Source organism: Paraburkholderia nodosa (genome assembly GCF_001718195.1).
Taxonomy (GTDB): domain Bacteria; phylum Pseudomonadota; class Gammaproteobacteria; order Burkholderiales; family Burkholderiaceae; genus Paraburkholderia; species Paraburkholderia nodosa_A.
The window spans coordinates 411898-432551 of the sequence record NZ_MCNV01000001.1 but is presented as its reverse complement, the minus strand read 5'-3'; the positions used below and the strand labels follow the sequence as shown (position 1 = coordinate 432551).

The window sequence follows — 20654 nt, the reverse complement described above, 5'->3', positions numbered from 1 at the left end:
CTCAATGCACCGAAGCGTCCTCGCTCTCGGCCTGGCGTTCGGCCTCGTTCGCCGCCGCCAGCGCCGTGGCATCCGCCGTCGTCTGCACGGTCTGGCGATAGCGCTCGTAGGCTTCGTCGGCGTAACGGATACGCTCGCGGCCGTGCGGGGCCGGCACGCCGTCGGCGCCGAGGTTCACGAACACCATCTTTTCGATCGTCAGGATGCTCTTGCGCGTGATCTTGTTGCGCACTTCGGCGCGCAGCGTGATCGACGTCCGGCCGAAATCCGTGGCCGTGATGCCGAGCTCGATGATGTCGCCCTGACGCGCCGAGCTCACGAAGTTGATCTCCGACATGAACTTGGTCACCACGCGTTGATTGTCGAGCTGGCAGATCGCGTAGATCGCCGCTTCTTCGTCGATCCAGCGCAGCAGGCTGCCGCCGAACAGCGTGCCGTTCGGATTCAGGTCTTCAGGCTTGACCCACTTGCGAGTATGAAAATTCATGGCTGGCCACTCCCCGATATGTGATTTGTCCCCAGCTCGCCGGAACGAACCTAGGGTTAACACCGAGATGTTACCAGAGATAGGGGTTTACCCTAGCATTTCAATAACCCGGCAGGGTCATTTCGGGAAAAAAGCGCCGGTGGCCGTCAACACCTGCCGCGCGGCGCTCAGCGACTGGCGTGCCGCTTTCGCGTCCGCCGCCACGCGCAGCAGGCCGCCCAGTTGGGCCGGGTCGCGCGCCAGTTCGCGCAGGACCGGGAGCACCGCCGTCGTGCCGTCATCGCGCAAGCCGGCCATGGCCGCTTTCGGCAGGCTGCGCCACGCCGGATCGACGATCGCGCGGCACACTGCGAACGGCACGCCATGCGCGGCCGCGGCGGCGGCGGCCAGGTGCGATTCCATATCGACGGCGAGCGCTCCGCACGCGCTGAACAGCGCGGCCTTGTCCGCCGCACCGGTGAGCGGCGCGGCAACGGCTGCCTCCACGCCGCGCCGGGTTTTCGCGGCGAGCGGCGAGGCCGTCAGCGCGTCGGCCATGCGTGCGCTCCAGGCGGCGTCGGTCGCGACGCGCCCGAACGGCCCTTCGATCGCTTGCGCGATCACCAGCGTGCCAGGCTCGAGATCGGGTGCAAGTCCGCCCGCCGTGCCGAAGCTGACGATGCCCGCCGCGCCGTCCTCGAGCGCCGCCGCAAGCGCGCTCTGCAGCAGATCGGCGCGCGCGGCATAGACGGCGCGTACGCCATCCTGGCCTTTGCCCGCGGCAATGCTCGCCTCGAAGGCCATGCCCGTTACTGCGATCACGGGCAGGGCGCGCGCCTTGATCCCGGCCGCCGCGCTCACAGACCGACCGTGACGCGCGTCATGCCCGCGCGCTTGAGGTTGCGGTAGCGCGCGAGCGCCCACAACGGGAAGAACTTGCGATAGCCGTGGTAGCGCAGATAGAACACGCGCGGAAAGCCCGTGGCCGTGAAGCGCGTTTCGTCCCAGAGGCCATGTTCCTGCTGCGTTGTCTGCAGAAACTCGATGCCGCGTGCCACCGCCGGATGATCGACCGCGCCCGCCGCCATCAGGCCGAGCAGCGCCCAGGCCGTTTGCGAAGCCGTGCTAGTGGCGCGCTCATAGCCGCGGTATTCGAGCTTGTAGCTCGTGCCGTCTTCGCCCCAGCCGCCGTCGTCGTTCTGGATCTGCACGAGCCATTGCACCGCGCGCTTCATGCGCGGGTCGTCGTGACTGAGACCGGCCGCGTTGAGCGCGCACAGCGCCGTCCACGTGCCGTAGATGTAGTTCATGCCCCAGCGACCGTACCAGCTGCCATCGGCTTCCTGCTCTTCGAGCAGATAGTTGTACGCGCGGCGCGCGTGCTCGCTCGCGGCCGGCAGCTCGCCGAGCTGCGCGAGCATCGAGAGGCAGCGGCCCGAGACGTCGGCGGTCGGCGGATCGAGCAGTGCGCCGTGGTCCGAGAACGGGATGTTGTTCAGGTAGTACTGCGTGTTCTCCGGCTCGAACGCGCCCCAGCCGCCGTTGCTGCTTTGCATGCCGACCACCCATTCGCGCGCGCGGGCGATCGGGGCGTCGTAGGCATTCGTGTTGTCGAGCTTGTCCACGCGGTCCATCGCGGCCACGACCACGGCCGTGTCGTCGACATCGGGGTAGTGCGGGTTCGCGTACTGGAACGCCCAGCCGCCCGGACGCACGGCCTCGCGGCGCGAGATCCAGTCGCCGCGCACGTCGAGAATCTGCAGCGGACGCAGCCATTCGAGACCGCGGCGCGCGGCATCCGCGGCGCGCGCGTCGCCGGTCTCCAGCAGGGCGTGCGCCGCCAGCGACGTATCCCACACCGGGGACAGGCAGGGCTGGACGTACGCTTCCTCCGTGTGGACCGTCACCAGCTTTTCGAGCGACTGGCGTGCGATCGCGCGGTGCGGATGATCGGCGGGATAGCCCAGCACGTCGTACATCATCACGGCGTTGGCCATGGCCGGGAAGATCGCGCCCAGACCGTCCTCGCCGTTCAGGCGCTCGTCGACGAACGCCACCGCGGCGTCGATCGCGCGCTGGCGCAGGTAGGTCGGAAAGAGCGGATCGGTCACGCGCAGCACGCCGTCCACGGCGCGGAAGAAACCGAACCAGCCCTTGCTCTGATGCGGGGAGCGGGCGTTCAGGCCTACGCTCACCGGCGCGCCGCGGAACAGCTCGTCGATGCGCACGCCACGCGGGTTGCGCGCCACCGGACGCTTCGCGCCCAGCACGAGCAGCGGCACGATCACCGTGCGCGCCCAGTACGACACCTTCGACAGATGGAACGGGAACCACTGCGGCAGCAACGTGATCTCGACGGGCATCATCGGGACTGCGTACCACGTCACCACGCCAAACAGCGCGAGCAGGATGCGCGTGAACACGTTGACCTGCTCCGCGCCGCCCGCCGCGAGAATCGCCTCGCGCGCCCGCACCATGTGTTCGGCGTCTTCGGCGTCGCCGATCATCTTGAGTGCGAAGTAAGCCTTCACGCTTGCGCTCACGTCCATCGCGCCGTCGGTGAAGAGCGGCCAGCCGCCGTCCGGCAGCTGGATGCGGCGCAAGTAGCGCGCGATCTTCTGTTCGAGTTCGAGGTTCGCGGTTTCGCCCAGGTAATGCACGAGCAGCACGTATTCGGCCGGGATCGTGGCGTCCGCTTCGAGTTCGTAGACCCAATGGCCATCGGCGCGCTGGTCGGCGAGGATCGCATCGGTCGCGCGCACGACGGCGGCGTCGAGCATGGCGAGCGGTGCGGCCGTCTCTTCGGCAAACGTGGGAGTGGGCATCGCCACGCCCGGCGTGGCGACGCCGAGCGTGTCCTGGGATAAATCGTTCATCTACGTTCCAAATTTTCGGTCAGGAGCAGCTCGGCGGCCTTGCGGCCCGAGCGGATCGCTCCTTCGATCGTCGCGGGCAGACCGGTAGCCGTCCAGTCGCCTGCAAGCATCAGATTGTTCCAGCGCGTGCGCGTCGCGGGCCGGCGCCATTCCTCGTCGGGCACCGCGGCGAAGGTCGCGCGCGCGTCGGCGCACACGCGCCAGGCAGGCATCGGCTCGAGCGGCAGCGAGGCCGCCTCGGCCACGTCGGTCCACACGCGGCGCGCGATCTCCTCGGGGTCGAGGTCGAGCACGCCGTGCGCGTCGTGGATCGTCGCCGACAGGCGCCCCTCGGCCGTGCACAGCCAGTGGGCCGTGCCGTTGACGAGCGCCATCGGCGTCACGAGGCCCGGCGGCGCCGGCACCGCGTAGTGCACGGTGACGATCGCATTGTGGCGCTGCGGCGCCTGCAGCGCCGGCACGAGCGCCGCGGCGGCCGCGCCGGGCACGGCCAGCACCACCGCCTCGTCGGCTGCGAGCGTGATGCGCCCGTCTGGAAAATCGAGTGCGGAGACGCGGCCCGCCGCGTCGTCGTACTCAATCTCCCTGAGCGGCGAGTCGAGGCGGATCGCCGCGCCGCCGTGCTGAAGCATGCGCAAGGCCGGATCGACGAATGCGCTGGAAAGGCCCCCGCGCGCCGCCAGTGGCCGGAACGACTCGCCACCCGCCGCGAGCGACTCGCGCAGCATCGCGCCCGCCAGCTCCGCGCTGCCCACGCGCGGCTCGACATTGAGCGCCGTGAGAAAGAACGGGTGCAGCAGCCGGTCCCACAGCACGCCTTCGCAGCGCATGGTCTGCGCCATCGTGCGGCCCGGCTTGGCGAACAGAAGCGGCAGCAGCCCCAGATAGTCCGCGGCGCGCGTACCCGGTACTCGCGAGCGCGAGTCGCCGATCCAGAACGGCATGCGCGAACGCGAGAAGCGCACCGTCCAGCGCGAGCCCGCGGCGATATCCATGAACGCGAAGCCCGGCTCGGTGGGGCCGGAGAGCGCGTCGCCGGCGCCGATCGTGCGCACGTACTCCAGCGTGCGCGCATGTCCCGCCAGCACCAGATGATTGCCCGTGTCGAGCGTCGCCGAAAGCGTGCGGTCGTAGTACGAGCGGCAGCGTCCACCTGCCTGGCTGGCGGCCTCGTAGAGCGCCACCTGCACGCCGCGCCGCTGAAGCCGCACGGCCGTCGCGAGGCCCGCAAGCCCAGCGCCGATGACGTGGACTAGCCGAGGCATCAGAACAGCGCGTAACGCGCGACGATCCACATGAGCCGTGCGCGCGGCTTGCTGACTTTCGTGCGCGGCAGGTCGAAGCCGCGATCCACGGTGCGCTCGAGCAGCACGCGGTAGACGCCCGACATGATGCGCGGCGCTTTCACCTGCGCGCGCGGCGCGGCGTCCATGATCGCGTCGGCCTGCGCGAAGTGCGCGCGGGCGCGCTGCACGAGCGTCTCGCACACACGCGGCAGCGACGGGTCGGCGGCGATCGTGTGCGGATTGCCCGCCGCGATCCCTTCGCGCGCGAGCAGTTCGCGCGGCAGATAGCAGCGGTTGATGTCCGCGTCTTCGTCGATGTCGCGCAGAATGTTGGTGAGCTGCAGCGCGCGCCCCAGATGGTGCGACAGCAAGCGGCCCGGCTCCTCCTGCATCCCGAAAATTCTCACCGACAGCCGGCCTGCGGCGCTCGCCACGCGGTCGCAATACAGGTCGAGCGTGTCCTCGTCGGGGGCGCAGATGTCCTCGGCGGCGTCCATGGCCATGCCGTCGATCATCGCGTGAAAATCTGCGCGCTGCAGCCCGAACGTATGGATATGGCGCGTGAGCGCCGCGAGCGAGGCGCGCGGCGTGCCCGCATAGCACGCGTCGATGTCGGCGCGCCATTGGTCGAGCCCCGCCGCGCGCTCGGCGCGGGGCAGGTCGCTGTCGGCGATGTCGTCGACAGCGCGGCAGAAGGCGTAGACCTGATACATGGCGTCGCGCTGCGCAGGGGGCAGGATCCGCATCGCCAGATAAAACGAGCTGCCCGACGAAGCGGCGGCAGCGTCGGTTTGTTGTGTATCGTCGACGACGAGATTGGAAACAGCCAAGACGATCTCCGCTGGGGGCGCCCTCACCGGGCGTTCGACTCTATTCGGGCCCGCATTGCCGCGGGTCGCCCGCGCGCGCGGACACGCGCGAGGCACCCGACCCTTAAATTGCTTGCCGGGAGGCGTGCAAGGCCGGAAACGGGCAAAAGTATATCAACCTTTGGGCAACCCGCGCAGGGCCGTCAGCGCCTGGGGACCGCAGTGGAGGCATGGCCGCGCAGCCCCGGAGCATGGGGCGATGAGCCGGATTGAGGCGGGAGCCGTTTGCGCCCGACTCGGATCAGGCGAGCGCGACCGAGCGGTTGCGCCCCTGGCGCTTCGCCGTGTAGAGGGCGGCGTCCGCCTCGTTGATCATGCCTTCGTAGTCGGGCGCACCCGTGCGCGCCGTCGCGGCGCCGACGCTGGCCGTCACGGGCACGATCACGCCTTGCACCTCGATCGGCTCGTCGGCGATCGTGCGGCGGATCTTCTCCGCGACGTAGAGCGCGTCGTCGAGCGGCGTGCACGGCAGGAGCAGCGCGAATTCCTCGCCGCCGAAGCGGCCGAACACATCCTGCTTGCGCACCACGCCCGACACGCGCTGCGCCATCGAGCGCAGCACCGTGTCGCCGGCCACATGGCCGAATTCGTCGTTGATGCGCTTGAAGTGGTCGAGGTCGAACAGCAGCATCGACAGCTCGCCGCCGTAACGCTGCCAGCGCAGGAATTCGTCGGCGAGGCGCGTTTCGAAAAAGCGCCGGTTCGCGATGCCGGTGAGACCGTCGCGGTCGGCGTATTCGCGCAGCTTCGCCACGGCGTCCTCGCGCTCGCGCTGCATGACGCTCACGTGGGTGACATCGGAGATGGTCACGCACACGGCTACTACGTCGCGCCCGCGCATGAGCGGCATGAAGGTGCAGTCTTGCTGCATGTAGTCCACACCGCCCGTGATCGGCCGGTCATGGTCGAACTGGAACAGATACGGGCGCTGCTCCCACGAGCTGAACGCAAAGCTGCCCAGCTGGAACACGCTTTCCACCTTGCGCGTGAGCCACGCGCGCGGCAGGTCCGGGAAGCGTTCGAAGATCGAGCGGCCGATCACGTCCTCGGCGGTCACGCCGCTGTGATCCTGCATGAAGCGGTTCCAGCTCAGCACGTTCATGTCGCGATCGACCACGAATATGCCGAAGCCCACCCGTTCGACAACGAGGTCCGCTAGTGTTGGCAACCCGGCTGGCTCGTTCATAGGCTATGTAACAACGCGTCGATGGCCCGGCTCACGACATGGATCGACTCCTCGGCCATCAGCATGACGAGGTGGGCGCGAAAGCGCTGGTCTTCCAGCGCGAAATTGACTTCGACGAGTAGCGCGACGTCCCAGGCGAGCAGGCCCGGCTGGAACACCTCGTCGAGCATGATCGCCTCACCGAGCAGGCCCGGCTGCGAAAACACTGGCATGCGCCCGAGCTGGTCGAGCATCGACGACACGCACGCGCCCGTGAGCGCGTTGGCGACGTCGAACATCAGCTCTTCCTCGGTGAGGGCATCGTCGCCGATCGTCGCGTAAGGTCCGCCGACCAGGCTGCCAAGTTCGGCGATCTCGCCGCTTCGGCAGATCACCAGCGCCTCGCCCTTGATTTCCGAGCGAAAGCCCTGGCGCACGGCCGCAACCGGGCCGTCGATACCGGTCATCTCGCGTAGCGCCGCCGCGGCCTCGGAGACGGCGACCACGCGCACGCGCGGCACCGACAACTCGATGAAGGCGTTGAGCAGCGCCGACAGACGCGTCGCGGCCTGCCCCATGCCGAGATTGGCGATCTCCTGCAGCGCGTCGCGCTGGAGTTCCGTGAACACTCGATCAGGCATACAACCCGTACTCCTTCAGGATGGGCAGCAGCGCCTCCTGGGTTACCGGCTTTGCGACGAACGCCGCCGCGCCGAGTGCCTGCACGCGCTCGCGGGCACGAGGCTGGACGTCCGCGGAAACGACGATCACGAACGTGTTCAGGTCTTCGTGCTGCAACGCTTCGAGGACCTGGAAGCCCGTCAGGTCGGGCATCGTGAGGTCGAGGAACATCACAGCCGCACGACCGGCGCGGTAATGGGCAAGCGCTTCGTGTCCGTTCGACGCGTACGAAATCGCCACGTCCCAGTCCTCGGGCAGCGCCTTCGTGAGCACCTTGCGGGCTAACAGCGAGTCATCGGCGATCACGATGGGCAAGGACATGGATATGCTGAATGAGTGTGCGTTGGACGGAGTGCGTTTCGACGGATTAACGGCGGAGCGGGCAATTACTTTAGGGAGACTTCAAAGAAAAATGCGAACCGGGCCGAATAATTCGTAACGCATAAACGGACCCGCGCGCTGGCGCGCCGACGCAACGCGCATGGCTGCGCCGTTGCCCAATGGCTACCGGCAACCCGTGCGCCGGTGTGAAGGCCCTCGTCTGCATGCCTGCAGCCACCCCGTAGCATGGCCATCCGCCGTAATGGCGAGCGTGGCGTTCATGCGAATGCGTTATTTATCGTGTCCGGGATTCTCGAATCAAATTGAATCAAATGCAACTCGCCGTTAATCATTCGACGAACAAAATCGACTCATTCTGGCTAATTTATGGAAATAAATTATCCATCCCTTAAATAAAGAACGTTGATTATCCCTTTGTGGTACGTTTGCGCTTCGCCGATTTTCGCGAATTCGGCATTCAGCGAGAGAAAACCCCTGGCGGCCTGCCTGACCGGCGATGCTTGCGGCGCACCGGGTATGCGCTGGCCGTCGGGGCGTCATCGCGGTCGTTTATCATGTCGACTGCCCGCCGCCTTTTCCCTGCTTTTCCGTACGATGATTGCTGACCGGCCCGAGCGGCCAGACGAACGCATACCCCAGCCACCCCCTGCCGACGACGCGCCGTTTCCGGCCGCGCCGGGCCACGACTTCACGGTACGCCGGCGCACGCTGCTCGCGCTGCTCGTCGCGGCGATCGTGCTGCCGTGCCTCTACGTCGCCGCCATGGCGTACAACGACTTGCGCGCGCGCGAAGCCGACGCCACCGACACCACGCTGCGCACCGTGCGCGTGGCCGAAGAGCACGCGCTCAAGGTGTTCGACATGAACGAGGCGCTCGATGCTCGCGTAGTCGACCTCGTGCGCGATCTGAACGACGACGGCATCCGCGCCAGCGAGCCGCAGATCCACGAGAAACTCGATGCCATCGGCGGCGGTTATCCGCAAGTGGCCGCGGTGTCGATTTTCGGCACTAACGGCGACCTGCTCGCGAGCAGCCGCTATTCGCCGCCGCCGACCATCTCGATCGCCTCGCGCGACGACTTCGCCGGCATCCGCGACGGCCGCGTGCTCGACCACGTCTCGCGTGTGATGCAGGGCCAGGTGAGCGGCGAGACCGTGTTCAACATGGGCGTGGCGCGCCTCGACGAAGCCGGCGGATTCGCGGGTCTCGTCTCGGTCGCCTTGCGCCCCGGCTATTTCAGCTCGTTCTACCGCGACCTGCTCGGCCCCGGCTCGCCGATGTCGCTCGGCCTCGTGCGCAGCGACGGCACGATCCTCGCCTTCGATCCGCCGCCGCGCGTGGACGGGCCCACGATCACGCCGCACTCGCCGCTGGGCGCCGCGCTCCAGCGCGGCACGGAGTCGGGTGTCGTGCGCATGCATTCCGCGCTGCTCGGCAGCAACGTGATCCTCGCGTTCCGGCGCGTGGGCGCGTACCCCGTCTACGTGACCTGCGCGTATCGCACGCCGGCGATCTGGGCGGCGTGGTACCGGCACCTGAGCGTGCTCATCATCTCGATGTTCACGCCGTCGATTGCCCTCTGGTGCGTGATCTGGCTGTCGCTGCGGCGCCTCGCCGCCGAAGAGGAGGCGTGGGAGCGCTGGCAGGCAGAAGCCTCGATGCGCCGCTCGATCGAATCCGCCTACCGGCAGTCGCGCAAGATGGAAGCGCTCGGCAACCTCGTGGGCAGCGTCGCGCACGACTTCAACAACCTGCTGATGATCGTCTCGGCCAACGTGCAGATCGCGCGGCGGCGCGGCGCGGCGGGTTTGGAGCGCGAACTCTCGGCGGTCGAGCGCGCGCTCAAGAGCGGCCAGTCGCTCACGCGCCAACTGCTAGGCGTGGCGCGCAAGCAGCCGCTGCGCAACGAGACGATCCACGTCGGGCGCTGGCTGCCGGCGGCCCGCGAACTGCTGCGCGCGTCGCTGGGCGCGAAGGTGTCGCTCATCGTCGAAGTCGACGACGACGTGTGGCCCGTGCTCGTCGATGTGGCCGAATTCGAGCTCGCGCTCATCAATCTCGCGGTGAACGCGCGCGACGCGATGCCCAACGGCGGCCGCTTCACGGTGCGCGCGCGCAACATCAGCTTCCGGCCCGACGAAGGCTTCCCGCTCGACGGCGACTTCGTGCACGTCACCCTCGAAGACACCGGCACGGGCATGCCGCCGGACGTGCTCGCGCGCGCGTTCGAGCCGCTCTACACGACCAAGTCGAAGGGCACGGGCACCGGTCTCGGACTGCCGCAGGTGTTTGCGTTCTGCGAGCGCACCGGCGGACTCGCCGCGATCGACAGTGCGATCGGCGCGGGCACGACGGTGCATCTGTATCTGCCGCGCTCGCTCGCCGAGCCGCCCGCGCCGCGTCCGAGCGAGCCGCGCGAGGAGAGCGCCGAGGTGCAGCATGGGCTGAACGTGCTGCTCGTGGAGGACAACGACGAAGTCGCGGCCGGCACCGAGGCGCTCCTGCAGATGATGGGCCACCGCGTGACCTGCGCGAGCGACGCGGCGAGTGCGCTGGAACGGGTCGAAGCGCCGCCTGCCGAGGGCGAGCCCACGCCGCGCTTCGACCTCGTGCTTTCCGACATCCACATGCCGGGGACGATGAACGGCATCGATCTGGCCGAGGCGCTGCAGGGGCTCGAGCCGGACCTGCCCGTGATCCTCGTGACAGGCTATGCGGAGGAGCTCGAGCGCACGCGCAATGCCGATGTGCGTGTGCTATCGAAGCCGTTCGACATCGCGCTGCTGGAGAAGATGCTCGAGGCGATTCGCGAGGACCGCCAGGCGCGCGCGAAGCGCGAACACGATGCGACGCTCCCGAGCCCGCGAGCATGACAAGTCGCAGGAACACGCTTCGCGGCACGAGGCTTGCGACAGCCAGCACGACCCGCAGAATCAGGCGGTTAGACGTCGCGCGCAGCATGCGCCAACCGATGCACGAGCAAAGCACAATCGGCGCATGATGTAAGCAGGCGTCGCCATCTGGCGAAGGAGGCTGCCATGAAACAGACCGTGACCGGCGTTTTCCAAACCTACGAGGAAGCACGCCACGCGCAGGACGCGCTGCTGCAGCGCGGCTTCGCGGCGGGCGACATCGACCTGCCGGCGCGCACCGAGGGTGTGCTGGCCGGCATCGAGCGGCTCGTGGGAAGTTTTTTCTCGTCGACGGGCGATGCGCGTCGCACCACCGAGGCCCAGACGGGCATGACGCCGCCGCCGGGCGAAGCGGTGCGCATCGGCGTGCATGTGAGCGACGAGGCACACGCCAACCTCGCGTACGAGACGCTGCGCGAAGAGCATGCGACGGAAGTCGCGCTACGCGGCACGCCGTGGGCATGGCCCGCGACGGACCGTCCGGTCGCGCGCGAGCACTCGGCGCTCGACGAACTGGGTCTCTCCGAATTCGCCGATGCCATGCGCCGCCGTGCCGCGCAGACCGATGCCGCGCGCGAACAATCCTCCGTTGACCCGACCGTCGAACCCACTGTCGAACCGATGCGGCCGACGAGCGAGGCCGAAGCGACCGTGCTCACATCGGCCAGTGCACCGGGCGCTGGTGCGGTGATGGGCGCGCATCATGTGGACGTTCCTGGCGCACCCGAAGCGACGCGACCCGCAGCAGGCGTCGCGCCGCAAATTCCGGACGAATTCCTCGAATACGAGGAAGATACGCCCGAGCACCACAAGGACATGCCGGGGCAGCGCCGAACGTTGCACTGAAGCCCCTCGCGCAAATGCCGCGTGGGTTGCGTTTCAGGCGTCAGCGGCCGAGCTGGCGCTTGACCCAGGCCACGTACGTATCGACGAAGCCCTGCAGGAACTTGCGGGTGTCCTCGTTGACGATCTCGCCTTTCTCGTTAACGCGGCTCGGGTCGTGCTTGATGAACATCTCGGGCTGACCGAGCAGCGGGACGTCGAGATAGGCGAGCACGTTACGCAGATGTTGCTGCGAGAGCGCTGTGCCCGTTGCCCCCACCGACGTGCCGAGCACCGCGCCCGGCTTGCCGCGCCACGAATTCGTGCCCCACGGCCGCGAACCCCAGTCGAGTGCGTTTTTCAACCCGCCCGGAATCGAGCGGTTGTATTCGGGCGTGACGAACAGCAGGGCGTCGACCGCTTCGATCTGTTGCTTGAAGCGGCGCGCCACCTCGGGATAGTCGGCGTCGTAATCCTGGCTGTAGAGCGGCAGCACGCCGATGTCGAGATACTCGAAAGTAAAATCGGCGGGTGCGAGCGAAGTCACCGCGTGTGCGAGTTGCCGGTTGAATGAATCCTTGCGCAGACTGCCGACTACCACTGCGATCTTGTAGGCCATTTCGGTTTCCTCGGAAGCGCGCGCGAAGCGCAATGGAAGGAAACGTCATCATAGACGTATGCGCCTTCCGGCGATGCGCAGACGCTCGCTCGGGTCAGCCCGATATCGGGATCGGCGAGGCGTTGTGGATAACCGTGGGTAACGCGAATTTATCCACAGATTTTGGGCATAAGCTTGTGGACAACTTGCGCGAAGAGCCGATGAACACGGGCCTCGCGTCGGATTCGTCTGCAGGTTAGCAAAGATGCAATTTCCATGCGTGCATGGCAGGGATTGCACCTCGTCCATGCACGCGGGCGCTCGCGCTCGCGATTCGCTCGCTTTTGGCGCCTGAGTACCCCAACGCATGCATCCCGGCGATGTCAGCCAAACAGTGCGGCAATGTTTTCGGTCGGGCGCCCGATCACGGCGCGGCCATTGCGCACGACGATGGGTCGCTGCAGCAGAATCGGATGCCGCACAATTGCTTCGTAGAGCTGATCATCTGTAACGCCAGGCGCATCGAGGCCGAGTTCTGCGTACTCGGTTTCGCCGGTGCGAATCATGTCGAGCAGCGGGCAGCCCAGCATCGCGTGCAGCGCTTTGAGTCGGTCGACGGTGAGCGGTTGTGTCAGGTATTCAATCACCTCGACTGACTCGTTTGTCGTTGCAGTGGATACCAGTTCATAAGCCGCGCGGGACTTGGAGCAGCGGGGGTTGTGGTAGATCGTGATCATGACGTCGCAATTGCGAGAGAAGAGTGGTGGTGGGTGAGCCTCGGTGAGACTGGGGCCTCGCTGCGATTTTACCGGGGGCGCGCTGGCACGCGTAGGCCGCTTCCGCGGACCATTCCTGACTCTTGGTGCCGAGGTTTGCTGCCATGGGGGCGTCATGTGGATTCGCGGTGAGATTTTCCGGTCGCGCTTTGTGTGCGACGGGGAAGCGATGGAGTGAGGCGCGGACTTTATGCGCATAAAGCCGTGAGGTGCGCCGATATCATCGTCCGGTGTGCCCGTTAGCAGATCGACGCCATGCATCGAAGGCATTGCCGAGGCAGATTTCAGTGCCGCGCGCGAACGCTAGCGACGTTCCCACGCCCCTGTCCGAGCTTTATGCGCATAAACCTTGTCCGAATGGCTAATTCGACTGCAAATTACGCCAAAAATCATTGAACTGAAAAACATTCCAGGTAAAATCCCAAGCTAATAGCAAAAAGGAGAATACCAATTGGCAGCAGAGATAATCGCAGTCACGCAGCAAAAGGGCGGGGTCGGCAAAAGCACGATCGCGATGCATCTCGGCGCGGCCTTTCACGAAAAGGGGAAGCGGGTTCTCGTCGTGGATGCCGACGGCCAAAACACGCTGGTCCATTGGGCCAGTGCGTCAGCCGATGGTGACACCGGCATCCCGTTCCCGGTCGTCAATCTTTCCGAAGCCGGTGGCCAGATCCATCGGGAGATCAAGAAGTTCGTCAACGACTACGACGTGATCGTGGTGGACTGCCCGCCGTCGATCACGGAAAAGGTCTCGGGTGTGGTGTTGCTCGCTGCGACCGTCGCCGTCATTCCGACTTCGTCTTCTCCGGCTGACTACTGGTCGAGTGTTGGTCTCGTGAAGCTCATCCAGCAGGCTCAGGTCATGAACGAAGATCTGCGCGCGGTATTCCTGCTGAACAAGACCGAGGAGAAGCGCATGCTCACCCGCGAGCTGAAGCGCGCCCTCGAAGAGCTTGGTTTCCCTCTGCTCAGAACGCAGATTCCCACACGTGAGGCGTACAAGCAGGCGATGGCCTTGGGCCAGACCGTTCTGCAAATGAACGATCGCGGCGCTCGCCTCGCCGCGGTGGAAGTGCGCGCATGCGCCGACGAGATCGCGGCCATGCTCCCCTGACTTTATGCGCATAAAGGACCCTGAATGAAACCCTCCCAATTCGCCAAAGGCTTTCAGGCTCGTCCGGATACGACGAGCAGCGAGAAGCGCACTGCGCTCGACCGTCTCAACGCCATCGACGGCCTCGTCCAGGACAAGCCAAAAACGCGCGAAGTTGCTGGGCGCTCGAGTCAGCCTGCGCTTGTGACCGGCCTTGAACCTGCCGTCGAGCCGATTCTCGACGATGCGCCTGGCCTCGAAAATGAATCGGTTGAATACCGCACCTGGCGCATCGCTCAAGGCTACCGTCCGGGGCAGATCATCGAGTTGCCGCTCAAGGACATCAAGCCGAGCCCCTTCAATCCGCGTCACTTCTATCTGAAGGCATCGATCGCTGAACTCGCTGTCAATCTTGCGAAGCAAGGGCAACAGCAGGCGATCCATGTCATTCCCGACTATGCGGCGCCGGGCAGCTACTACGTGAGCGATGGCGGCCGTCGCGTGCGGGCACTGAAAGAAGCGAACAAGGAAGTCGTCAAGGCAATCGTCGTCGACCTGCCGATCGGCATTCAGAGCTACAAACTCGGTTACGACCTGAACGTCCAGCGCGATTCGCAGACCGTTTTCGATAACGCGGTGGTGTGGAAGCGATTCATCGACGAAAAGCATTTTCTGAGTCAACGTGAACTTGCCGACCACCTCGGCCTCGACGAATCGACGGTGGCGGTTGCGCTATCGATCGGCAAGTTGCCGGAATCGGTCATGCAGGAAATGGTGGCACGCCCGGACCGCTTCGGCTCGAACATGGCCTATCAGGTCGGGCGCTATCACGGCGCGCGCGGCACCGATGCCACGCTGCGTCTCATCAACCGCATCGTGGCCGACGACCTCAGCACGCGTCAGGTAGCGGATATCGTGAAAGGCCGGGCGAGCGCGCAGGAAAGCCCGAAACCGGCTGGGCGGCAACGCTACGCACAACGGCTGGAGATCAAGCTGGACGGTGTCGCCGTGGGCGACTTGAAGTCTTATGGCGACGACCGGCTCGAGTTGCGCCTGAAGGGACTCACCAAAGATCGACGGGACGCGATTCTTCAGCAGATCGAACAGATCCTGAAAACGAAATAACCTTGGAAAATGTGTCGACGGCTGCCACGCACTGGCGGACCGTCGACGATTGAGGCACGATCGTTTCATGCCTCACAATCGCCCGAACGGTCACACCCTCACCGCCCCGCATTGCACGGGCCGGCCATAACTGATGCTCAGGCAGCGCGCGTTTGGCTCAGCGTGAACGCGAGCAGATCGCCGTCGGTCGGTTCGCCCCAGGTCTTGCGCGCGAGCCAGTCGAAGAACGCCGTATCGGCCAGTTTCGATTCCAGCCCGCGACGACGCCAGTCGTCGCGCAAATGCGATCCCAGTCCCGGCAGTTCATCCGTCTCAAACGACTGACGCGCCAGTTCACGCTCCATGTCGCCCTGCTCCTCATAGAGCGAGCGCGCTTCCTTGCGCCGATACGCCGCGTACTCATCGAGCAGCCGCGCCTTCGGATCGTCGGCTGAGACCGCTGCCGCCGCACCGCGGCCAACGGCCGGTGTGGCGCCTGCCGCGGTCTCGACCGGCGGCGCATAGCCCTTCTTCAACGCGTCCTTGAACAGCGCCGCGGCGCTGCGTACCGGCGGCAAGCTCGTACTGCGCATGCGCTGTTCGGTCAGCTGCAACGCTGCGCGAATGCGGTTTTCCTCGCTGTCGGCGTAAAGCGACTGCGCTTCCTTGAGCGGAATCCCGATCTTGACCATGCGGTCGACGAGCGTGCTGTCGAACACATTCGGATGCTCGTCGAGCGCGAGCATCGGCTGTTTGCGCTCGGTCACGCGAAACTGGATCTCGGCGACACGGCGCCCTTCGCGATGCTCGATCAACTCGACGAAGATGTTCGTCACCGCGTTGACTTCGGCAATTGCGGGCCGCAGATAATCGCGCTTGAAATACTTGTACTCGCGTTTGGCTTCGTCGCCGGCTTCGGTGTCCGGGGTACCGGAAAGGATTGGGCGCCACCACTCCCAGGTCTCGCGCATCGTCAGATGGCTGGGGTTGGTCAGATAGCGCACGCAGATCTCGTAGAGCGCCAGCCCCGCGCTGCTGCGCAACTGACTCTGGAACTGCAGGCTCAGGCGGGCGTACTGGACCGGATCCAGCAGCTTCTTTTTGATCTTCGGCGCGAACGAGAACTCCACCCAGACGCGACGAGTTTGCGGATCCTCGAGAATTTCCGCGTCCGCAATCAGCGTGGAGATGCCCCACTTGCGGCCGGGCTTCTGGCTCGACGTGCCCTGGCTCCATTCGACCTGCACCGACACCATGCGGCGCAGGTGCTCCTTTACGAGCGCCGTATCGTTCGAATCGAACGCCGAGTTGGCGACGATGTCGGACAGTAGCGCACGGTAGGTATCGCCAGACTCGTCGGCCTGCTGGGCGACGGCCAACAGGACATTGAACAGCTTGCGGGTCAGCAGGGTGATCTTGCCGCTCTTCGGCTGGATCGCGATCGCCTCGACGGCCTTGCGCAATTCCGCCGAGCTGGGGCTTACCACATCGGTCTTTTTCACGCGCTTCGTGGCCATGCGTCGGGTCGAGAAGAGAATTTCGCGAAAGGATACCGTCTGTGGTGATAGGCGTCTATAGGGCCTCCCTCACCATTGCCGGTGATGCGCATCTCGCGCGCGCCGCTCACCGCGGCACCCTCCCGTATCGCCTCACCTTTGGTCAGATGCCCATCCAGTGGGGCGCTTTGCGTCATGCACGCTCCGGCCGGATCCCGCATTTCTGCCTGAGTACCAAAGGTTGCCATCGGCTCCCGTATTCGCTCACCTTAAATATTTTCGTGCTGACGGTGAAAAAAGTCCGTCGATGGTCGCGAAATCCTGGCAACCAACCGGTTGCCGGCTAAAAAATCCACAACGGTGCGATCGCACTGCAACAAAGCGTGGCCCGCCGCACGGACAAAACGATCGGAAAGTCCCACTTGTGGCGGCAAAAGCTGTCCGACACGGCGATCGAAGCGCCAAATCATCAGCGCGTTACGAGGGAGTGCCCCAGGTATCCCGAAAATCCTCACCTGTCGTCGTGCGGGCCAAAGTTATTGGCGCGCTCCCGAAAGCCGACGCTGCGGCTGTTACGCCGGAATTGCTCCCGAAAAATCTCACCTTTTGCATCCCGGTCCGGTTGCGCTGCACCGTCGTGGCGCCTCCCGGAAATCCTCACCGCTCATTGCGCCGCAAAGAAAAAATCAATGGATTCCGTAACTTATCCACATGTGTGGCAGGCGGGGGAAGGCGATATCGGTTCCCGCATTCCCTCACCTCAGATCGAGACACGAGATTCAGGCATATGCGAGTTTGCCGAGAAAAACCTCCTGAATATTCTCACCCATACCGGATGACAACCGGGAGTAACACCCTCCGCGAGCCCGTATTCTCGGCGTCTGCAGCGCAGTGAACGCCAACTTTCTCCCGAAACTGCTCACCTTCGGCAGGAAATATGCCAAAAAATGCTCCCGAAAAACCTCACCTTAGCTAAAGAGCGTCGGCGGATCCTGAGACTTTCGCGGCACTGCGGCAATCTCCCGAAAATCCTCACCCTCTGTCGCGTGAAGTCTTCGGGAACGTCCTTCGCGCAGCCGGAAGATTCGTGCGGCTCGATGGCAGCCCCCGAAAAAGCTCACCTCTGGGCCCTGAAAGCGCCCATTTCGCCCGATTTCGGGCGTTGGCTCCCGAAAAACTTCACCTTCGAACTGCATTTTTTCCCGATTCTTCTCACCGCACGCATTTCAGCCCCTCGATTTAGGCAAAAAATGGCGCGAATCACCGCTCCCGAATCCCCTCACCGTTGCATTTTCCGTAACATCGGAGCCGGGCCCGGCCGTGCGTGATATGCCCGTCCGTGGCCTCCCGTATCGCCTCACCCTTGCCGGGAAGTCAAGAATCCCCCCGCTCCTGAACCCGCTCACGTCCTCTCCTGCAGTGGCTCACCGGCGTTCCCGAAGCCCGCCACCGAACTGTCCCGCAGGGGCTCACCCAAGGTCCCGTAAAGCTTCACCTGATCGGCCGGAAACCCCCGCCAGGCAAGGATTTGCCGTGGCGTTAACGTTTTTAACCGGTATCAAGGGTGTTTACTTTTATATCTCTCAAGCAAGAATCCTCCCGCGAGCTACCCGAGATATCCACATTCCTAACCCACCACCGCGCCACCTCCCCGAGGCGGCTCGCGTGAAACAACGGATCGCAGTAGAATCAGGCGAGAAATTCACGCGTTTACAAGGGCTTATGAAACAAAGTTCGATTTGTTTCACGGAAAACCCGCGCTGATCTCTTCTCGTGACGAGCTAGATGGCCCCTTGACGGCCATCACCCTACCGCTGGCAAGCTCAGGACTCAAAAACGTAGCAAATAGAACGTAATTTGTTATTATTCGTCCACTCCACCGCCGAGAAGACGAATATGCGAGACCAGGACCGACAGGCAATCCGCGAAGAAATCGAGGATTTGCGAAAAAACGGAGCACGCAGGCAGGAACTGTCCTTACACGCCTGCAAACGCTTGTTCTTCGATTTCGAGATCAAGCCGTCGATGGCTGCCGTCCGCGAGCTGACCCAAACCGGAAGCGCCAGCGACATCCCCAAGGATATAGAGCTTTTCTGGCAGCGCATTCGCGCGACCTCCAAAGTGCGTGTCGGCGCCGGGGCAATTCCGCCCGCACTGGAAGAGCGCGCCGGCGAGCTGCTGGGCGCGCTTTTCGAGGAAGCGCTCGCGCTCGCGGGCGAAGCCCTGCAGGCGGAACGTACGGAATTCGAAGCCGGCCGCCTCGATGCCGAGCAGGCGACCCGGGAGGCCGAGGCCCGTCGTTCAGCCGCCGATGAGATGCTGCAGCGCAGCGAAGCGCGCGTGGAAGCGGCCTATGAGCGGGTGCGCGAACTCGAAAGCCAGCTCGCCGCGGCGTCCGCGCAGGGCGTCGCAGCGCATGGCAATCGGGAAGTGCTGGTACAGCGTCTGGAGATGGAAAACGACGCCCTGCGCAAGCGGATCGAGGCGGAGCAGACCACCAACGCGGGGCTGCGCGACCGCATCGACGGCTTGCACGAGGAAATGCGCAAGAGCACCGAGCACTACGCGCAGCAGATCAAGGACGCGCTCGCCGAGGCCGAACGGCGCGTGAAGCCCATGCTGGTCGAACTCGATTCGCTGCGCACCATGTCGTCGACGTGGCAGGCGGCCCAGCGCGATGCCAGCAAGAAGGAATTCGATTTCATCCAGCAGTTGGCGACGGCGAAGGCCCGCGCCGACCGGCTCGACGCCGTGCTGCGCGAACGGTCCGACGAAGTGGACGTGCTTACCCGGCAGGTCACCGCATTACGCGGGCAGCAGGGACTCGATACCTCGGTCGCGTCGTTGCTGTGTTCACTCGCTGCCGCGGGCCGGCTGGGCGCAGCCGAACTGGCGAGTCTCGGCACCGTGGTCGACGGTCAAGTCGCCTTGCCGGCGCGTTGTCCTAACTGTCACGAAGGGGAACCAGAGTTGTCCGAAGTGGACGATGGTTTCGAATTCACTTGCCCGGAGTGCGAGCACACCTCGGGCACGGGCGCGACGAAGCTTGCGGCGTACGCGCGCTTCATGGCCGGCAAGCATTCACACGAACAGGCTTGACGTGAGCTTTTACGGGAGGCGCGCACACGCCTCTCAAACGTTCAATCGCCGGCCGACGCGACGTTTCATGCCTCGTCGTTTTGCGCCGATACGTGCTGCGGCGCCTCGCGTTCCGCCCACGTCTTCCATGCACGATGGAGCCTCCCCGCAGAGATCGGCTGCAGAAAGCCGAGCCACTGCCCTACCTGATCGATATCCACGCCGCGCTCGAACAGGTCTGCCGCGAACGAGTTACGCAAGGTCTGCGGACTCGCGCGTTCGGCGCGCGTTTTCGCCACGCCCGCCGCTTCCATCAATGCGTCGATGGCGCGCAGCACTGTGGCCTTGTGCATGGGGCGCCCTGAGGGCGAACCCGGAAACACCAACTGCCCGGGCAGTCCGGCCAGGCGGCGCGCTTCGAGCCAGGCGCCGAGCACGTCGACGGCAAATGGCGTCAGTCGCGTGACGCGCGTAAACGCCGGATTGGCGGCTTCAATCGTGACCCACTCCGAGCCGATCGCCACACAATCGAGCGTGAGCGCGATGGCGTCTCCCGTTTTCAATCCGCCGCCCAGGAAGATGGCAACGAGCGCACGGTCGCGGCGCTCGCGCCATCGTTTCGCAGCCGATGGCTCGACGAGCGGCGAGAACAATTGGCCGATGATCGCGGCGCGCTCGGCGGGCGTCAGGAAGCCGGTCGGCTCGTTTTCGCGCGCGTTGCGCCATGCGGCTTCGCCGTCCTGGGCGATGAAGCGCGCCGGATTCGTGGAGGCGAGTTCGATTTCGCGCACGTGATCGAGCACGCGCTCGATGAGCCGCAGGTAGCGAAGCCGCTGCGGTTTTTTTATATCGAGGCTAGCGACGAATTCGGCGATCGTGCCCGTATCGACGGTCATGATCGTCTTGCGCTTGAGCGCGAGCCATTCGAGGAAGCGTCCCCATTGCACGCGATAGACCTCGGCGGACGAACGGCGCAAGTCCTGCGAGGCGAGCCAGGCGTCGAACGCCGCGACGGGGTCGCGCTGCCAGTCCTGGCGTTGCTGGTCGAAGAGGTCGCGTGAGGAAGTCGAAGACGCCATCTCTATCATT

18 protein-coding genes are annotated in these 20654 nt (G+C 65.0%); 6 read left to right on the top strand and 12 right to left on the bottom strand.

Annotated elements, in window-relative coordinates; all coding sequences use genetic code 11:
• Window position 1 precedes the first annotated feature (1 nt).
• The 8 genes from BFD71_RS01845 to BFD71_RS01810 all read right to left on the bottom strand — a co-directional run bounded on the left by BFD71_RS01845 (window position 2) and on the right by BFD71_RS01810 (window position 7664).
• Entirely contained in the window at window positions 2-487 is a 486-nt protein-coding gene (locus tag BFD71_RS01845) for an acyl-CoA thioesterase (RefSeq protein WP_069261559.1), read from the bottom strand.
• 117 nt (window positions 488-604) lie between these two features.
• Window positions 605-1270, bottom strand: coding sequence for a phosphorylase (locus BFD71_RS01840; RefSeq protein ID WP_069261869.1), 666 nt, complete (start codon window positions 1268-1270; stop codon window positions 605-607).
• A gap of 53 nt (window positions 1271-1323) precedes the next feature.
• Window positions 1324-3342, bottom strand: coding sequence for a squalene--hopene cyclase (gene shc / locus BFD71_RS01835; RefSeq protein ID WP_083244994.1), 2019 nt, complete (start codon window positions 3340-3342; stop codon window positions 1324-1326).
• The gene (gene hpnE / locus BFD71_RS01830; RefSeq protein ID WP_069261558.1) at window positions 3339-4607 is read right to left on the bottom strand and encodes a hydroxysqualene dehydroxylase HpnE; all 1269 of its coding nucleotides are present in this window, start codon (window positions 4605-4607) and stop codon (window positions 3339-3341) included. Before hpnE ends, shc begins: the two co-directional genes overlap by 4 nt.
• Window positions 4607-5458: a presqualene diphosphate synthase HpnD gene (hpnD, locus tag BFD71_RS01825; RefSeq protein WP_069261557.1), complete on the bottom strand. Its 852-nt coding sequence runs from the start codon at window positions 5456-5458 to the stop codon at window positions 4607-4609. Before hpnD ends, hpnE begins: the two co-directional genes overlap by 1 nt.
• Window positions 5459-5738: 280 nt before the next feature.
• Complete coding sequence (locus tag BFD71_RS01820; RefSeq protein ID WP_069261556.1) at window positions 5739-6683, bottom strand: sensor domain-containing diguanylate cyclase; 945 nt, start codon at window positions 6681-6683, stop codon at window positions 5739-5741.
• Window positions 6680-7303 carry a chemotaxis protein CheC gene (locus BFD71_RS01815; RefSeq protein ID WP_069261555.1) on the bottom strand — a complete coding sequence of 208 codons (624 nt, stop codon included), beginning with the start codon at window positions 7301-7303 and terminating at the stop codon, window positions 6680-6682. The genes BFD71_RS01820 and BFD71_RS01815 overlap by 4 nt, the downstream gene beginning before the upstream one ends.
• A complete protein-coding gene (locus BFD71_RS01810) occupies window positions 7296-7664 on the bottom strand; it encodes a response regulator (protein ID WP_028202798.1) in 369 nt (122 codons plus the stop codon). Before BFD71_RS01810 ends, BFD71_RS01815 begins: the two co-directional genes overlap by 8 nt.
• Before the next feature lie 615 nt (window positions 7665-8279).
• Here BFD71_RS01810 and BFD71_RS01805 point away from each other — a divergent pair.
• Both BFD71_RS01805 and BFD71_RS01800 read left to right on the top strand, forming a co-directional pair.
• On the top strand, window positions 8280-10559 hold the full coding sequence (locus BFD71_RS01805) for a hybrid sensor histidine kinase/response regulator (RefSeq protein WP_069261554.1): 2280 nt from the start codon (window positions 8280-8282) through the stop codon (window positions 10557-10559).
• 165 nt (window positions 10560-10724) lie between these two features.
• Window positions 10725-11444: a hypothetical protein gene (locus BFD71_RS01800; RefSeq protein WP_069261553.1), complete on the top strand. Its 720-nt coding sequence runs from the start codon at window positions 10725-10727 to the stop codon at window positions 11442-11444.
• A gap of 40 nt (window positions 11445-11484) precedes the next feature.
• Here the strand turns inward: BFD71_RS01800 and BFD71_RS01795 are convergent, their stop codons facing one another.
• Both BFD71_RS01795 and arsC read right to left on the bottom strand, forming a co-directional pair.
• The gene (locus BFD71_RS01795; protein WP_069261867.1) at window positions 11485-12039 is read right to left on the bottom strand and encodes an NADPH-dependent FMN reductase; all 555 of its coding nucleotides are present in this window, start codon (window positions 12037-12039) and stop codon (window positions 11485-11487) included.
• Between the two features lie 362 nt (window positions 12040-12401).
• Window positions 12402-12755, bottom strand: a complete 354-nt coding sequence (gene arsC / locus BFD71_RS01790; RefSeq protein ID WP_069261552.1) for an arsenate reductase (glutaredoxin) — start codon at window positions 12753-12755, stop codon at window positions 12402-12404.
• Window positions 12756-13245: 490 nt separating this feature from the next.
• Here arsC and parA point away from each other — a divergent pair, with 490 nt between their 5' ends.
• Together parA and BFD71_RS01780 are read left to right on the top strand one after the other, a co-directional pair.
• Entirely contained in the window at window positions 13246-13908 is a 663-nt protein-coding gene (gene parA, locus BFD71_RS01785) for a ParA family partition ATPase (RefSeq protein ID WP_042271984.1), read from the top strand.
• A 24-nt stretch (window positions 13909-13932) separates the two neighbouring features.
• Entirely contained in the window at window positions 13933-15012 is a 1080-nt protein-coding gene (locus BFD71_RS01780) for a ParB/RepB/Spo0J family partition protein (protein ID WP_069261551.1), read from the top strand.
• Window positions 15013-15149: 137 nt separating this feature from the next.
• Here BFD71_RS01780 and BFD71_RS01775 read toward each other — a convergent pair whose 3' ends face one another.
• The gene (locus BFD71_RS01775; protein WP_069261550.1) at window positions 15150-16508 is read right to left on the bottom strand and encodes a replication initiation protein; all 1359 of its coding nucleotides are present in this window, start codon (window positions 16506-16508) and stop codon (window positions 15150-15152) included.
• Window positions 16509-16549: 41 nt separating this feature from the next.
• Here BFD71_RS01775 and BFD71_RS40240 point away from each other — a divergent pair, with 41 nt between their 5' ends.
• Window positions 16550-16834, top strand: coding sequence for a hypothetical protein (locus tag BFD71_RS40240; protein WP_141710542.1), 285 nt, complete (start codon window positions 16550-16552; stop codon window positions 16832-16834).
• A 1549-nt stretch (window positions 16835-18383) separates the two neighbouring features.
• Window positions 18384-19586, top strand: coding sequence for a DNA-binding protein (locus BFD71_RS01770; protein ID WP_069261549.1), 1203 nt, complete (start codon window positions 18384-18386; stop codon window positions 19584-19586).
• A gap of 65 nt (window positions 19587-19651) precedes the next feature.
• Here BFD71_RS01770 and BFD71_RS01765 read toward each other — a convergent pair whose 3' ends face one another.
• Window positions 19652-20644 carry a tyrosine-type recombinase/integrase gene (locus tag BFD71_RS01765; RefSeq protein WP_256094451.1) on the bottom strand — a complete coding sequence of 331 codons (993 nt, stop codon included), beginning with the start codon at window positions 20642-20644 and terminating at the stop codon, window positions 19652-19654.
• Between the last annotated feature and the right edge of the window lie 10 nt (window positions 20645-20654).

Coding starts and splice junctions, on each gene's coding strand:
- arsC (WP_069261552.1), bottom strand. CDS start 12,755: ATGATCACGATCTACCACAACCCCCGCTGCTCCAAGTCCCGCGCGGCT.
- hpnE (WP_069261558.1), bottom strand. CDS start 4,607: ATGCCTCGGCTAGTCCACGTCATCGGCGCTGGGCTTGCGGGCCTCGCG.
- BFD71_RS01840 (WP_069261869.1), bottom strand. CDS start 1,270: ATGGCCTTCGAGGCGAGCATTGCCGCGGGCAAAGGCCAGGATGGCGTA.
- BFD71_RS01845 (WP_069261559.1), bottom strand. CDS start 487: ATGAATTTTCATACTCGCAAGTGGGTCAAGCCTGAAGACCTGAATCCG.
- BFD71_RS01780 (WP_069261551.1), top strand. CDS start 13,933: ATGAAACCCTCCCAATTCGCCAAAGGCTTTCAGGCTCGTCCGGATACG.
- BFD71_RS01795 (WP_069261867.1), bottom strand. CDS start 12,039: ATGGCCTACAAGATCGCAGTGGTAGTCGGCAGTCTGCGCAAGGATTCA.
- BFD71_RS01820 (WP_069261556.1), bottom strand. CDS start 6,683: ATGAACGAGCCAGCCGGGTTGCCAACACTAGCGGACCTCGTTGTCGAA.
- BFD71_RS01800 (WP_069261553.1), top strand. CDS start 10,725: ATGAAACAGACCGTGACCGGCGTTTTCCAAACCTACGAGGAAGCACGC.
- BFD71_RS01810 (WP_028202798.1), bottom strand. CDS start 7,664: ATGTCCTTGCCCATCGTGATCGCCGATGACTCGCTGTTAGCCCGCAAG.
- BFD71_RS01770 (WP_069261549.1), top strand. CDS start 18,384: ATGCGAGACCAGGACCGACAGGCAATCCGCGAAGAAATCGAGGATTTG.
- shc (WP_083244994.1), bottom strand. CDS start 3,342: ATGAACGATTTATCCCAGGACACGCTCGGCGTCGCCACGCCGGGCGTG.
- BFD71_RS01775 (WP_069261550.1), bottom strand. CDS start 16,508: ATGGCCACGAAGCGCGTGAAAAAGACCGATGTGGTAAGCCCCAGCTCG.
- BFD71_RS01815 (WP_069261555.1), bottom strand. CDS start 7,303: ATGCCTGATCGAGTGTTCACGGAACTCCAGCGCGACGCGCTGCAGGAG.
- BFD71_RS01805 (WP_069261554.1), top strand. CDS start 8,280: ATGATTGCTGACCGGCCCGAGCGGCCAGACGAACGCATACCCCAGCCA.
- BFD71_RS01765 (WP_256094451.1), bottom strand. CDS start 20,644: ATGGCGTCTTCGACTTCCTCACGCGACCTCTTCGACCAGCAACGCCAG.